The sequence below is a fragment of the Blastococcus sp. KM273129 genome (assembly GCF_021698995.1).
Taxonomy (GTDB): domain Bacteria; phylum Actinomycetota; class Actinomycetes; order Mycobacteriales; family Geodermatophilaceae; genus Blastococcus.
The window spans coordinates 1-13,444 of the sequence record NZ_SSXB01000010.1; the positions used below are offsets into that span (position 1 = coordinate 1).

10 protein-coding genes and 1 tRNA gene are annotated in these 13,444 nt (G+C 75.1%); 5 read left to right on the forward strand and 6 right to left on the reverse strand.

All coding sequences use genetic code 11. From position 1 onward, the window contains the following. The 5 genes from E9565_RS04475 to orn form a co-directional block, all read right to left on the reverse strand. A partial coding sequence (locus tag E9565_RS04475; RefSeq protein WP_236834178.1) for a DUF305 domain-containing protein occupies nucleotides 1-676 on the reverse strand: 676 nt, incomplete at its 3' end. Between the two features lie 99 nt (nucleotides 677-775). Then, nucleotides 776-1,255 (reverse strand): DUF6153 family protein, encoded by a 480-nt coding sequence (locus E9565_RS04480; protein WP_236828467.1) that lies wholly within the window; start codon nucleotides 1,253-1,255, stop codon nucleotides 776-778. A gap of 79 nt (nucleotides 1,256-1,334) precedes the next feature. Further along, entirely contained in the window at nucleotides 1,335-3,548 is a 2,214-nt protein-coding gene (locus E9565_RS04485; RefSeq protein ID WP_236834179.1) for a heavy metal translocating P-type ATPase, read from the reverse strand. A gap of 310 nt (nucleotides 3,549-3,858) precedes the next feature. After that, a tRNA-His gene (locus E9565_RS04490) sits at nucleotides 3,859-3,934 on the reverse strand. An 87-nt stretch (nucleotides 3,935-4,021) separates the two neighbouring features. After that, on the reverse strand, nucleotides 4,022-4,669 hold the full coding sequence (gene orn / locus E9565_RS04495) for an oligoribonuclease (RefSeq protein ID WP_236834180.1): 648 nt from the start codon (nucleotides 4,667-4,669) through the stop codon (nucleotides 4,022-4,024). 156 nt (nucleotides 4,670-4,825) lie between these two features. On the opposite strand from orn, the gene E9565_RS04500 reads away from it, so the two are divergent. After that, nucleotides 4,826-6,004 carry a hypothetical protein gene (locus E9565_RS04500; protein ID WP_236834181.1) on the forward strand — a complete coding sequence of 393 codons (1,179 nt, stop codon included), beginning with the start codon at nucleotides 4,826-4,828 and terminating at the stop codon, nucleotides 6,002-6,004. Between the two features lie 133 nt (nucleotides 6,005-6,137). Next, nucleotides 6,138-7,874, forward strand: a complete 1,737-nt coding sequence (locus E9565_RS04505; RefSeq protein WP_236834242.1) for a hypothetical protein — start codon at nucleotides 6,138-6,140, stop codon at nucleotides 7,872-7,874. An 18-nt stretch (nucleotides 7,875-7,892) separates the two neighbouring features. Here the strand turns inward: E9565_RS04505 and E9565_RS04510 are convergent, their stop codons facing one another. Then, complete coding sequence (locus tag E9565_RS04510) at nucleotides 7,893-8,519, reverse strand: TetR/AcrR family transcriptional regulator (protein ID WP_236828463.1); 627 nt, start codon at nucleotides 8,517-8,519, stop codon at nucleotides 7,893-7,895. A 91-nt stretch (nucleotides 8,520-8,610) separates the two neighbouring features. Between E9565_RS04510 and E9565_RS04515 the strand changes: the two genes are divergently transcribed. Genes E9565_RS04515 through E9565_RS04525 form a run of 3 tightly spaced genes read left to right on the forward strand, consistent with a single transcriptional unit; the run spans nucleotide 8,611 to nucleotide 13,436 of the window. Further along, nucleotides 8,611-10,224: a carboxyl transferase domain-containing protein gene (locus E9565_RS04515; RefSeq protein WP_236828462.1), complete on the forward strand. Its 1,614-nt coding sequence runs from the start codon at nucleotides 8,611-8,613 to the stop codon at nucleotides 10,222-10,224. A gap of 54 nt (nucleotides 10,225-10,278) precedes the next feature. After that, nucleotides 10,279-12,282, forward strand: a complete 2,004-nt coding sequence (locus tag E9565_RS04520) for a biotin carboxylase N-terminal domain-containing protein (protein ID WP_236834182.1) — start codon at nucleotides 10,279-10,281, stop codon at nucleotides 12,280-12,282. Next, nucleotides 12,282-13,436: an acyl-CoA dehydrogenase family protein gene (locus tag E9565_RS04525; protein WP_236828460.1), complete on the forward strand. Its 1,155-nt coding sequence runs from the start codon at nucleotides 12,282-12,284 to the stop codon at nucleotides 13,434-13,436. Before E9565_RS04520 ends, E9565_RS04525 begins: the two co-directional genes overlap by 1 nt. The last annotated feature ends 8 nt before the right edge of the window (nucleotides 13,437-13,444 follow it).

Sequence of the window (13,444 nt, forward strand, 5' to 3'; positions counted from 1 at the left end):
CTTCCTGACCGGCATGATCGTCCACCACCAGGGCGCGGTGGAGATGGCCGCCGAGCTCGGTGAGCAGCTGCTGCATCTCGGCGATCTCGGCGTTCTGGCTGTCGCGGATGGACTCGGCCAGCGCGAGGGCCTCGGCGTTGCGGCCGTTCGCGGACAGCTCGGCGGCCATCTCCACCGCGCCCTGGTGGTGGACGATCATGCCGGTCAGGAAGAGGCGGTCGAACTCCGGACCGGTGGCGGACATCAGCGCGTGCATGTCGTCCGGGGACATCATCCCGCCGTCGCCGTGGTCCATGCTGCCCATGCCCTCGTCCATGTGGCCGCCGTCGGCTCCCCAGTCCCGCAGCCAGCCGGTCATCGTCTCGATCTCGGGACCCTGCGCTGCCTGGATGCGCGAGGCCAGGTCGAGCACGCGGGGGTCGGCGGCGCGGCCTTCGGCCAGCTCGGCCATGGCGATCGCCTGCCGGTGGTGCGGGATCATCTCGCGGGCGAATGCGACGTCGGCGTCGTTGAACTCGGCCTGCGCGGCCGAGGAGCGGGCCGAGGAGGAGCCGTCGTTCATCATCGAGCCGTGCCCGGCCGCGTCGGGGCCGTCGCCGGCGCAACCGGCGAGGACGAGCGAGCCGGCGAGCAGAGCGGCGGCGAGGCCGGTCAGGCGTGCGGTGCTGCGGGTCATGGTGGGTCTCCTGGAGCTGCTGACGTGGAATGTGGGCGTGCGCGTGCACCGCCGCCGGGTCAGCGCGGTCGCTGGGGCGGGGCGGTGGAGGCGGTCGGCCTAGATCCTCAGCAGGCAGAGGGAGTGCAGGTCCGGCGGGCGCAGTGGCGCCAGGCCGGGGGAGACGTGCGTGCGCAGCCGCGCCCACGCCGCCGGCAGCAGCGTCAGCAGGCGGGGCAGCACCAGGGTGAGCAGTACTGCCAACCCGGCGGCGAGCACCGCCAGGCACAGCGCCCACAGGTGGCCGCCGGCAGCGGCCGGTGCGCCGTCGTGCCCGGCGCCGAGCAGGCCGGCCGGCGGGGCGGTCGCGACCGTCGCGGCGGTGCTGTGGACGCTGCCGTGGTCGCTGCTGTGCGCCGAGAGGTCAGGGCTCACCGCGCCAGTGTGCAGACCGCCCTCGGGTGGGCCGGGAAGGGCTGCGGCGATGGCAGCGGCGCCGTGGCCGGGAGCGTGCTCGGTGGCGGCAGTGGTGCACTGCAGGCCGTGCATCGCGAAGACGGCGGCCAGCAGCAGCAGCGCTGTCCATCCTCGTGCCGCCATGCCCACCCCCTTCCTCTGCGAGGCTACGACGCCCGCGGTCACCGGCCGCCGGGCACGGTGCCCGGCGGCGCGGAACCGGTCAGTGCCGGCCGGCGGTGACCTCGGCGACGCTGGCCTCCGGGCGCAGGTCCAGCCGCCGCAGCAGCTGGGCGTTGGAGGCCACGACGACGGTGGACAGGCTCATCAGCAGCGCGCCGACCTCCATCGGGAGGACGAAGCCGACCGGGGCGAGCACACCGGCGGCCAGCGGGACGGCGACGAGGTTGTAGCCGGCGCCGGCCCACAGGTTCTGCTGCATCTTGCGGTAGCTGGCCCCTGACAGCCGGATCACCGACACCACCGCGCGCGGGTCGGAGGAGGCCAGGATGATCCCCGCGGAACCGATCGCGACGTCGGTACCCGCACCGATCGCGATGCCGACGTCGGCCTGCGCCAGCGCAGGGGCGTCGTTGACACCGTCGCCGGTGAAGGCGACGGCCCGGCCCTGGCGCTGCAGGGCGGCCACCTTCTCGGCCTTGTGCTCCGGGCGCACCCCGGCGAACACCTCGTCGATGCCGAGCTCGGCGGCCACCGCGCGGGCGACCGGCTCGGCGTCACCGGTGATCATGACGACGTCGAGGCCGAGCGCGTGCAGGGCCTCGACCGCCTGCCGGGACTCCGGGCGGACCGCATCGGCCAGGGCCAGTGCGCCGGCGATCTGCCCGTCGACGAGGACGTGCAGCACCGTCGCGCCCTCCTCGGCCCACGGGCGGGCGTCGGGCAGCGGGGCCAGGCCGTGCTCGGTGAGCAGGTTGGGGCCGCCGACGGCGACCGTGCGCCCGTCGACGGTGGCGGTGACCCCGACTGCGGCCGACGCGCGGAACTCCGTGGCCGGCGGCACGGGCAGGCCCTGCCGGCGGGCGGCGGCGACGATGGCGCGGGCCAGCGGGTGCTCGCTGTCGGCCTCCGCCGCGGCGGCCAGCGTGAGCACCTCGTCGTCGGTCCGGCCGAGCCCGGTGACGTGGGTGACCGCCGGCTCCCCCTTGGTCAGCGTGCCGGTCTTGTCGAACAGCACGGTGTCCACGGTGCGCATCCGCTCCATCGCCCCGCGGTCCTTGACCAGCACGCCCCCGCGGGCGGCTCGCTCGCTGGAGATCGACACGACCAGCGGGATGGCCAGGCCCAGCGCGTGCGGGCAGGCGATGACCAGCACCGTGATGACCCGGACCAGCGCGCTGTCCGGCGCCCCGTAGAGGCTCCACACGACCGCGGTGATCGCCGCCGCACCGACGGCGAACCAGAACAGCCAGCCGGCGGCCCGGTCGGCGAGCAGCTGCGCCCGGGTGGTCGAGGCCTGGGCCTCGGCGACCAGCCGCTGGATGCCGGCCAGCGCGGTGTCCTCCCCGACGGCGGTGACCCGCACCCGGATGGCGGTGTCGGTGGCCACGGTGCCGGCGACCACGGTGTCGCCGACCCCGCGACGGACCGGCTTCGATTCGCCCGTGATCATCGACTCGTCGACGTCCGCGGTGCCGTCGGCCACCTCGCCGTCGGCCGGCACGCGCCCGCCCGGGCGGACGACCACCACGTCGCCGACGGCCAGCTCGGCCGGCGGCACCGTGATCACCTGGTCACCGACGACCTTCTCCGCCTCGTCGGGCAGCAGCGCGGCCAGCGAGTCCAGCGCCGAGGAGGTCTGCGCCAGCGAACGCATCTCCAGCCAGTGCCCCAGCAGCATGATCACGACCAGCAGCGCCAGCTCCCACCAGAAGTCCAGGTCGTGGGAGAGCACGCCGACCGTGGCGCCCCAGGAGGCGATGAACGCCACGGTGATGGCCATGCCGATGAGCAGCATCATCCCGGGTCTGCGGGCCCGGATCTCACCCACGGCGCCGGTGAGGAACGGCCGGCCACCCCAGACGTAGATCACCGTGCCGAGCACGGGGGAGACCCATCCCAGGCCCGGGAGGTCGGGCAGCGGATAGCCGACGATGCCGGCGAACATGTCGCTGAGCAGCACCGTCGGCACCGCCAGTGCCAGCATGAGCCAGAAGAGCCGGCGGAACATCGCCACGTGGTCGCCGTGGCCGTGCCCCATCCCGTGGCCGCTGTGGTGGCCGTGGTCGGGGCCGGCCTCGCGGTGCCCGTCAGGGGCCGGGTGCGCGGCTGCGCGCAGTGGGTCCTCGACGGTGGGGCGGAGGCCGCCCGCGTCGTCGATGTCGGGCACTCCCTGCCCGTGGGTCCGGTCGTGGCCGTGCACGGGCGCCACCGCGCCGGCGCGTGCGTGGTCGGAACGATCCAGGGGATCTGACATCGCCTGCGACCTCCTGCGTCGAGTGCCTTCGTCGACTCCGGGGATGCCGTTCGGCTGCTCGGGTCGGCGCTGCTGACGTACGCGGTGAACATACCCCCCAGGGGTACCGGTCGCAACGGTCGGTGCGGGGGTGGGCGTGCGCCCGGGCGGGTCCCGGGTGTCACCGACCTCCGTCGGGGGCTGTCGGGGCGCCGGGCGCGGTGGCGTGATCGCTCCCGGTCTGCCCGTCGCGCGAAGGGGGCGGCGTGGTCCCGGTCGCCACCGGGAACGGGAGAGGCCCTGGTCAGCGAACTGACCAGGGCCTCTCCCGTGGGGTGAGTGACGGGGCTCGAACCCGCGACACCCAGGATCACAACCTGGTGCTCTACCAGCTGAGCTACACCCACCGTGACTCCGCCCGGGCGCACCGGCCCGGGGGAACGCGACAACGATACCGGAGGCCGCCACGCGACCTGCCGGGGGAGTCGCCGGGCTCAGGCGGTGCCGGCGTCCCCGGCCGCGAGCAGCCCGGCGAAGGAGCCGATCACGTGGTCGGCGGCCTGCTTGGCCTGGTCGCCGCTGGGGCCGGGCGCCGGCACGAAGAGGGTGCGCCGGTAGTAGGCCAGCTCGCGCACCGACTCGATGATGTCGGCCAGCGCCCGGTGCGCCAGGCCCTTGGGCGGCTGGGCGAAGTACACGCGCGGGAACCAGCGCCGGGCCAGCTCCTTGACCGAGGAGACGTCGACCATCCGGTAGTGCAGGTGGTCGTCGAGCTCGGGCATGTCACGGGCGAGGAAGCCGCGATCGGTGCCGATCGAGTTGCCGCACAGCGGGGCGGTGCGCCGCTCGGGGACGAACCGCTTCACGTAGGCCAGGATCTGCTGCTCGGCCTCGGCGACGGTGAGCGTGGCGGCCCGGACGGCGTCGGTCAGCCCCGACTTCGCGTGCATCTCGGCCACGAACTCGGTCATGCCGTCCAGGTCGGCGTCGTCGGCGGAGATGACCAGGTCCAGGCCCGGGTCCAGGACGTTGAGCTCCGAGTCGGTGATGAGCACCGCGACCTCGATCAGCTTGTCCCTGGTGAGGTCCAGCCCGGTCATCTCGCAGTCGATCCAGACCAGGTGCCCTGCGCTCTCCGCCACGTCGCCCGACAGTACGCACCGCTCGCCACGACCGCCCCGATCACCCCTCGTGTCGACGCGCTTCCCAGCCGCTGCGACGGCGCGGCGCGGACGGCCCGGTTTCGGTGCACGCGCCCGTTAGGGTCGCCCGAACGCCCGCCGTCAGGAAGCCCTCCCGTGTCCTCTGCACCCGCACCCGCCGCCACCCCCGTGCCCCAGGCGCCGGGCACGCTCCGCGCGGGCCTGGCCCACCCGATCGCCCTGGTGCGGTGGCTGTGGGCGGCCTACGTGACCCCGGGCCGGCCCGGGCGGCCCACCGGGCAGATCGAGCTGCGGTGGATCTACACCGCCTGGCTGGCGGCCTTCCTGCTGAAGATGCTCGGCTCCTCGTGGGACGTCTCCTGGCACTTCAAGTGGCTGCGCGACGACCTCGCGCCCCCGCACCTGCTCAACACCGTGGGCACCGCCGTCGTCGTCGCCCTGGTGCTGTTCCACAGCTACACCGGATACGGCGTGGACCGGCGCGCGCTGCGCTGGATGCAGGCCGGCACCGCGACCTTCCTGGTCGCCATCCCGGTCGACCTGGTCAACCACCGGATCAACGGCCTGGACATCACCAGCTGGAGCCCCAGCCACGCGCTGCTCTACCTGGGGACGGCGATCATGCTGGCCGGCGCGCTCCGCGGCTGGTGGCTGTACGCCGCGCCGGGCCGCACCCGCGACCTCGTCTCGCTGGGGCTCTGGCTGTTCTTCGTCGAGAACGTGCTCTTCCCGAACCAGCACCAGGAGTACGGCGTGCTGTCGCTGGAGGCGTACGACGCCGGGCGGACGACGGCCGAGCCGTCGCTGCTGGACTTCGCGGCCGCGCAGGGCCAGTCGCCGGCGATGTTCATGCTGCCGGTGCCGTCGTGGGTGCACCCGGCGTGGCTGGTGTGCGCCGGCCTGCTGGCGCTGCTCGTCGCCCGCCGGGTCGTGGGGGTGCGCTGGACGGCGACGCTCGTCGCCGTGGGCTACCTGGGCTACCGCGGTGCCATGTGGCTCGGGCTGGTGGCGCTGGACTTCCCGCCGTCGGTGCTGCCGGTGGTGCTCCTCGTGGGGGCGGCGCTGGTCGACGTCGCCGTGGACCGGCGGGTGCCCGGCTGGCTGGCCGGCCCGGCGGTGGCCGCGGCGGTGTACGCCGCCGCTTTCCCGCTCCAGCAGCTGGGGCTGCTGCCGCCGTGGAACTGGTGGTCCGTGCTGCCGGTGGCGGTGGCGTCCGCCGCGCTGTGGGCGTCGGTCGACGCGCTGGCCGGCAGCGCCTGGCTGGCGCGCTGGCGCACCGCCGAGGAGCCGGCTGCCACGGCTGTCCCGGCCTGAACCCGCCGCCGCTCCGCGCGCCGCGGAGCCGTCGCGCCGATGACGTAGCGTCGTCGTCGGCTGCCCGCGGCCGTCGCCGCCGGTCGGCGGTGGCGCGGCCCCGACCGCAGAACCCGACCGCCCGGAGGACGACGTGCTGGTCCTGACCCCGGCGCCGCTGGAGACGGCGGGTGAGCGGGCGTTCTTCGGGGAGCTCGCCCGGTGGGACACCGGCCCGTCGGTCCGCGCCGCGGTCGTGGCGTCGCTCCCGCTGGTCGACGAGCCGCTCGGCCGACGCCAGTGCGACGCGGTCCTGCTGGTGCCCGAAGGCCTCGCGGTGATCCGCGTGGTCGAGGTGCTCCGGCAGTCCGGGGCGGTGACGGCGAAGCCCGAGGGGCCGTGGACGATCGCCGGCGGGTCCGGCCCCGAGCAGGTGCTGCACCTCGCCGGCGGTGGCTCCTCACCGCTCGACGGGCTGATGGCCGCCGGCATGGACACCGCCCTGAAGCTGCGCCGGGCCGGGCTGGAACCCGGCCGGATCGCCCGGCTCACGGTGCTGGTCGGCGAGATCACCGGGCTGGTCCCGGCCGACGGCGATCTCGGCGAGGGCGACCTGGTCGCCACGCTCGACCCCCGCTCGCTGCTGCTGGCCTTCGCCCGCGCCTCGCGGCACGCCGGCGTCGGCAACCCCCGGCTCTGGACCACCGCCGACGTGCGGGCGGCCCTGGCGGCGCTGGAGCTGCCGGGCCGCGGCCCCACCGTCGAGGACCTCAACGGCGAGGCCTTCCCGTACTCGCCCTACGTGCTGCGCCGCCCCCAGCTGCTCACCCCGGCGGCGATGGCCGCCGCACCGGTGGTCGCCCCGCCGCCGCTCGACCCGCCGGACGCCGGCGAGCCCGGAACGGGTGCCGGCGAGGGCTCCGAGGGGCGCGCGGGCGAGGCGCTGAGCGCCACGGCGGTCGCCCGGGCGGTCGCCGCCTCGGTGGCCTCCGCGCACGCCGCGGCCGTGGCGGCCGCCGCGCCGACGGGGCAGCGCGACACCGTGGAGGTCGGCGGTGCGCCGGCCCCGCCGCGTACCGGTACGGGCGTGCCCGGCCGCCCCGACGCCGGGGATGCCGAGCCGCCGGTGCCGACCGGGCCGCGCACGGCGGTGCTCCCGGTCGCGTCGCCGGCCGACCGGCCGGCGGCCGGGGGACCGCCCGCCGAGCCGTCCGCGCGGCCGCCGCTCTCCCCGGCGTGGGGTGCCACCGCCTCGGGTCGGGGAACCGACCGGACGCCCGCCGACCGCCGCCGGACCGCCGTGCTGGCCGCGGCGGTGGCAGCGGTGCTGGTCGCCTGCGTCCTCGGCGCCTGGCTGCTGTCCGGCGACGAGCCGGCCGGCGACGACGCCGCGGGTGGCGCGACCGCCGAGGTCCCCGTCGCCGGCCCCACGCCCGGCGAGGTGCGCGAGGTGGACGGCACCGCCTTCACCGTGGAGGCGGTGCAGGTCGACGACACCTGCGTCCGGCACTCCTACGGGGAGGTGGCCGGCTTCTTCACCGCGAGCGACTGCGTCGGGCTCTCGCGGGCGCTGTACTCGGCCCAGGTGGAGGGGATGCCGGTCGTGGTCTCGGTCTCCCGGGTGGCCATGGCCGACGACGCCGCAGCCCGCGCGCTGCGTGCGCTCACCGACCGGAACGGCAGCGGGAACGTCAGCGACCTGCTCCGCGAGGGGGTCACGTTCGACGGCGCCCCGGCGGCGCTGCGGTCGGCGCAGTACGCGAGCGCGGTCTCCGGCTCCACCGTCACCGTCGTCGAGAGCGCGTGGTCCGGAGCGGGCGCGGGCAGCACGGCGGCGCTGGACGAGGCGGCCTCCGACGGCCTGGCCCTGCCGGTGCCGCCTCCCGGATGAGCGGGGCCGGGTCCTGCGTCAGGCGGTGGCCGCTGCCCAGGCCATGGCGCGGAGCAGCTCGCCCATCGCGGGCCGGTCGAGCCGGCCCGCGCTGTGCGGCGTGGAGTTGATCAGACCGAAGACGGCGTGGGCCCGGGCGCGGCAGGCCGCCGCCTCGGCGTCGGGGTGCACCCGCGCGAGCACGGCCACCCACACCTCGACGTAGCGACGCTGCAGCCGGCGCACCTGGGCCGCCTCGGCATCGGGCAGCGAGGTGAGGTCCCGGTCGTGCACGACGATGAGCGCCGGGTTGTCCAGCGCGAACTCGACCTGGAAGCCGATGAGCGCGCGCAGCTGGCCGGCCGGGTCGCTGCCGGCGGCGGCCACCCGCTCGCGCCCGCCGTCGGCGAGCCGCGCGCTGATCCGCAGCAGCATCTCGGCGAGCATCGCGTCCTTGCTGGCGAAGTGCCGGTAGATCGCCGGCCCGGTCACCCCGACCGCCGCCCCGACGTCGTCGACGCCCACCGCGCGCGAGCCGCGCTCGGCGAACAGCCGGGCGGCGGCCTGCAGGATCTGCTCGCGGCGCGACGGGCGGGTGGCGTCGGCGTGCAGCGCGCTGTCCTGGGCGGGGGAGCCCGGCTCCAGGCCCGTGCCGGCCGACGTCATGCCGGCGATGCTAGCCCGACCGTGAACACGCGTTAACCCCTCGACCCGGAGGGGTGGACCGCGACCGTGAACCGTGGTTAACCTCTGCCACGTGGATGCACCGGTGCTCTCCCACGCCTCGCCGGCCGACCCGGCGAGCGCCGCCCGCAACGCCGCGGCGCACGCCGATCTCGTCGCCGACCTGGCCGGCGAGCTGCGGAGCGTCGCGCTGGGCGGCGGTGAGCGGGCGCGCGAGCGGCACACCGCCCGCGGCAAGCTGCTGCCCCGCGAGCGGGTCGACGCGCTGCTGGACCCCGGCAGCCCGTTCCTCGAGCTCTCGCCGCTGGCCGCCCACGGCATGTACGACGGCGACGCACCGGCCGCCGGCATCATCACCGGCATCGGCCGCATCTCCGGCCGCGAGTGCGTCGTCGTCGCCAACGACGCCACGGTCAAGGGCGGCACCTACTACCCGATGACGGTGAAGAAGCACCTGCGGGCCCAGGAGGTGGCGCTCCAGAACCGGCTGCCGTGCATCTACCTGGTCGACTCCGGCGGCGCCTTCCTGCCGATGCAGGACGAGGTCTTCCCCGACCGGGAGCACTTCGGCCGGATCTTCTACAACCAGGCGAACCTCTCGAAGGCCGGGATCGCGCAGATCGCCGCCGTCCTCGGCTCCTGCACCGCCGGTGGCGCCTACGTCCCCGCCATGAGCGACGAGGCGGTGATCGTCCGGGAGCAGGGCACGATCTTCCTGGGCGGGCCGCCGCTGGTGAAGGCGGCGACCGGCGAGGTGGTCACCGCGGAGGACCTGGGTGGGGGAGACCTGCACAGCCGGGTCAGCGGGGTCACCGACCACCTGGCCGACGACGACGCGCACGCCCTCCAGATCGTCCGGCAGATCGTGTCGACGCTGGGCCCCCGCGAGCCGCGGCCGTGGGACGTCGAGCCGGTCGAGGAGCCGGTGCACGACCCGGCGTCGGTCTACGAGGTCGTGCCGCCGGACCCGCGCACGCCCTACGACGTGCGGGAGGTCGTCGCCCGGCTGGTCGACGGCTCCCGCTTCGCCGAGTTCAAGCCGCTCTACGGGCAGACGCTGGTCACCGGCTTCGCCCGGCTGCACGGGCACCCGGTGGGGATCGTCGCCAACAACGGCGTGCTGTTCGCCGAGTCCGCGCTCAAGGGGGCGCACTTCATCGAGCTGTGCGACCGCCGGAAGATCCCGCTGCTCTTCCTGCAGAACATCACCGGGTTCATGGTGGGCCGCGACTACGAGGCCGGCGGGATCGCCAAGCACGGCGCGAAGATGGTCACCGCCGTCGCCTGCGCCCGGGTACCGAAGCTCACCGTGGTCATCGGTGGCTCGTTCGGCGCGGGCAACTACTCGATGTGCGGCCGGGCCTACTCGCCCCGGTTCCTCTTCACCTGGCCCAACGCGCGCATCTCCGTCATGGGCGGGGAGCAGGCCGCCTCGGTGCTGGCCACCGTCCGCCGCGACGGGTTCGAGGCCCGCGGCGAGCAGTGGCCGGCCGAGGAGGAGGAGGCCTTCAAGGCGCCGATCCGCGAGCAGTACGAGTCGCAGGGCCACCCGTACTACGCGACCGCCCGGCTGTGGGACGACGGCGTGATCGACCCCGCGCACACCCGCACCGTGCTCGGCCTCGCGCTGTCCGCCTGCGCGAACGCGCCGCTCGAGGAGGTCGGCTATGGCGTCTTCCGCATGTGACCGCCCCGGCCATTCGTGCACATCCGGCCGCGTGGTCGGGGAGGGGTGAGCCGGGTGTTCGACACCGTCCTGGTCGCCAACCGCGGCGAGATCGCCGTCCGCGTCATCCGCACGCTCCGCGCGATGGGCATCCGCTCGGTCGCCGTGCACAGCGAGGCCGACGCCGGCTCGCTGCACACCCGGCTGGCCGACGTCGCCGTCCCCATCGGGCCGGCCCCGGCCGCGCAGAGCTACCTCTCCGTCGAGCGGGTGCTGGACGCCGCGGCCCGCACCGGCGCGCAGGCGGTGCACCCCGGCTACGGGTTCCTGTCGGAGAACGTGGAGTTCGCCCGGGCCTGCGAGGCGGCGGGCATCGTCTTCATCGGCCCGCCGGTCGCCGCGATCGAGGCGATGGCCGACAAGATCCGCGCCAAGCAGACGGTGATGGCCGCCGGGGTGCCGGTCGTGCCGGGCCGGACCGAGCCCGGCATGAGCGACGCCGAGGTCACCGACGCCGCCGTCGCCGTGGGGTTCCCGGTGCTGCTCAAGCCCAGCGCCGGCGGCGGCGGCAAGGGCATGCGGGTGGTGCGGTCCAAGGACGAGCTGCCCGACGCGATCGCCGGGGCGCGGCGCGAGGCGAGCGGCTCCTTCGGCGACGACACGCTGCTCGTGGAGCGCTACGTCGGCAACTCCCGGCACATCGAGGTGCAGGTGCTCGGCGACGCCCACGGCACCGTGATCCACCTCGGCGAGCGCGAGTGCAGCCTGCAGCGGCGGCACCAGAAGGTGATCGAGGAGGCGCCGTCCCCGCTGCTGGACACCGCGATGCGCGCCTCGATGGGGCGCGCCGCGGTCGAGGCGGCGAAGGCCGTCGGCTACACCGGCGCGGGCACGGTCGAGTTCATCGTGGACGCCGACCGGCCCGGCGACTTCTTCTTCCTGGAGATGAACACCCGGCTGCAGGTCGAGCACCCGGTCACCGAGATGGTCACCGGGCTGGACCTCGTGGAGCTGCAGGTGCGGGTGGCCGCGGGGGAGCCGCTGCCGATCGGCCAGGGCGACGTCTCCCTGGACGGGCACGCCATCGAGGCCCGGCTCTACGCCGAGGACCCGGCCCGCGGCTTCCTGCCCCAGGCGGGCACCGTGCTCGGGCTGGCCGAGCCCACCGGCCCCGGCGTCCGCGTCGACAGCTCGCTGGCCGTCGGCGGGCGGGTGGGGACCGACTACGACCCGATGCTGGCCAAGGTCATCGCCTGGGCGCCCGACCGGGAGACCGCGCGGGCGCGGCTGGTGGGGGCGCTCGGGCACACCGCCGTCCTCGGGGTGACGACGAACGCCGCCTTCCTGCGCGCGCTGCTCACCGACCCCGACGTCGTCGCCGGCCGGCTGGACACCGGGCTGATCGAGCGGCGCGGCGAGGAGCTGACCGCCGCCGGGGAGCCGCCGGCGCACGTCTACGCGGCCGCGGCGCTCGCGCTGCTGGTGGAGTCCGAGCCGGCCGGACCCGTCGTCGACCGCTGGGACGTGCCCGACGGCTGGCGGCTGGCCGAGCCCGCGTGGACGGTGCGGCGCCTCCAGGTGGCCGGCGCCGACCCGGTGACCGTGCGGGTGCGCGGCCGGTCCGCCGACGCCGAGGTGGCCGTGGGTGACGCGGCCCCGGCCCCGGCGCGGGCGGTGCGGGACGGCGACCGGCTGGTGGTCACCTACGGCGGCGAGTCGTCGTCCTACGTGCTCGTGCACTCCGGCGGCACGGTGTGGCTGGCGGCGGGCGGCCGGGTGACGGCGCTCCGGGAGCACGAACGCCTGGCGAGCTCCGCCGGGCAGGCCGGGGGCGACGGCGCCGTCACCTCGCCCATGCCGGGCACGGTGACGGTCGTGCGCGCCTCCGTCGGTGACGCGGTCGAGGCGGGCACCCCGCTGCTCGTCGTCGAGGCGATGAAGATGGAGCACGTGCTCACCGCCCCGATCGCGGGGACGGTGGCCGAGCTCGGAGTGACGGCGGGCCAGACGGTCGCGCTGGACGAGCGGGTGGCCCTGGTGACCCCGGCGGCCGGCGCTCCCGATCAGCAGGAGAACTGATGTTGGACTACCGGCTCAGCGACGAGACCGAGGCGCTGCGGAAGACCGTGCAGGAGTTCGCCCACGAGGTGATCGCCCCGCAGATCGGGGAGTTCTACGAGAAGGACGAGTTCCCGACGGAGATCGTGCGGCAGATGGGGGAGATCGGGCTGTTCGGCCTGCCCTTCCCGGAGGAGTACGGCGGCGCCGGCGGGACCTACTTCGACCTGTGCGTGGCGCTCGAGGAGCTGGCGCGGGTCGACAGCTCGATGGCGATCACCGTGGAGGCCGGCGTCTCGCTCGGCGCGATGCCGATCTACCGGTTCGGCACCGAGGAGCAGAAGCGGGAGTGGCTGCCCCGGTTGTGCACCGGGGAGGCGCTGGGGGCGTTCGGGCTGACCGAACCCGGCGGCGGGTCCGATGCCGGCGCGACACGCACCACCGCGCGCCTGGAGGACGGTCACTGGGTGATCAACGGCTCCAAGGCCTTCATCACCAACTCGGGCACCGACCTGACGGCGCTGGTGACGGTGACCGCGGTGACCGGCACCCGGCCGGACGGCGGCAAGGAGATCTCGGCGATCATCGTGCCGTCGGGGACGCCGGGGTTCACCGTCGGCCAGCGGTACTCGAAGGTCGGCTGGAACGCCTCGGACACCCGCGAGCTCTTCTTCGACGACTGCCGCGTGCCCGAGGGGAACCTGGTCGGGGCCCGGGGCCGCGGCTACGCGCAGTTCCTGTCGATCCTCGACGAGGGGCGGATCGCGATCTCCGCGCTCTCGGTCGGGCTGGCCCAGGGGTGCGTGGACGAGTCGGTGAGGTACGCGGCGCAGCGGGAGGCGTTCGGCCAGCCGATCGGGCGCAACCAGGCGGTGCAGTTCATGATCGCCGACATGGAGGTGCGGGCCTCCACCGCGCGGCTGGCCTACTACCGGGCGGCGGAGAAGATGCTGCGCGGCGAGCCGTTCAAGCGGGAGGCCTCGATCGCGAAGCTGTACAGCTCCGAGGTCGCGATGGACAACGCCCGCTACGCCACCCAGGTGCACGGCGGCTACGGGTTCATGAACGAGTTCCCGGTGGGCCGCTTCTACCGTGACGCGAAGATCCTCGAGATCGGCGAGGGCACCAGCGAGGTGCAGCGGATGCTCATCGCCCGGGACCTCGGCGTCGGCTGAGTCGACGG

Bases quoted from the DNA above. Each gene is read 5' to 3' on its own strand.
- E9565_RS04480 (WP_236828467.1), bottom strand. From the start codon at position 1,255: ATGGCGGCACGAGGATGGACAGCGCTGCTGCTGCTGGCCGCCGTCTTC.
- E9565_RS04485 (WP_236834179.1), bottom strand. From the start codon at position 3,548: ATGTCAGATCCCCTGGATCGTTCCGACCACGCACGCGCCGGCGCGGTG.
- E9565_RS04510 (WP_236828463.1), bottom strand. From the start codon at position 8,519: ATGACGTCGGCCGGCACGGGCCTGGAGCCGGGCTCCCCCGCCCAGGAC.
- E9565_RS04525 (WP_236828460.1), top strand. From the start codon at position 12,282: ATGTTGGACTACCGGCTCAGCGACGAGACCGAGGCGCTGCGGAAGACC.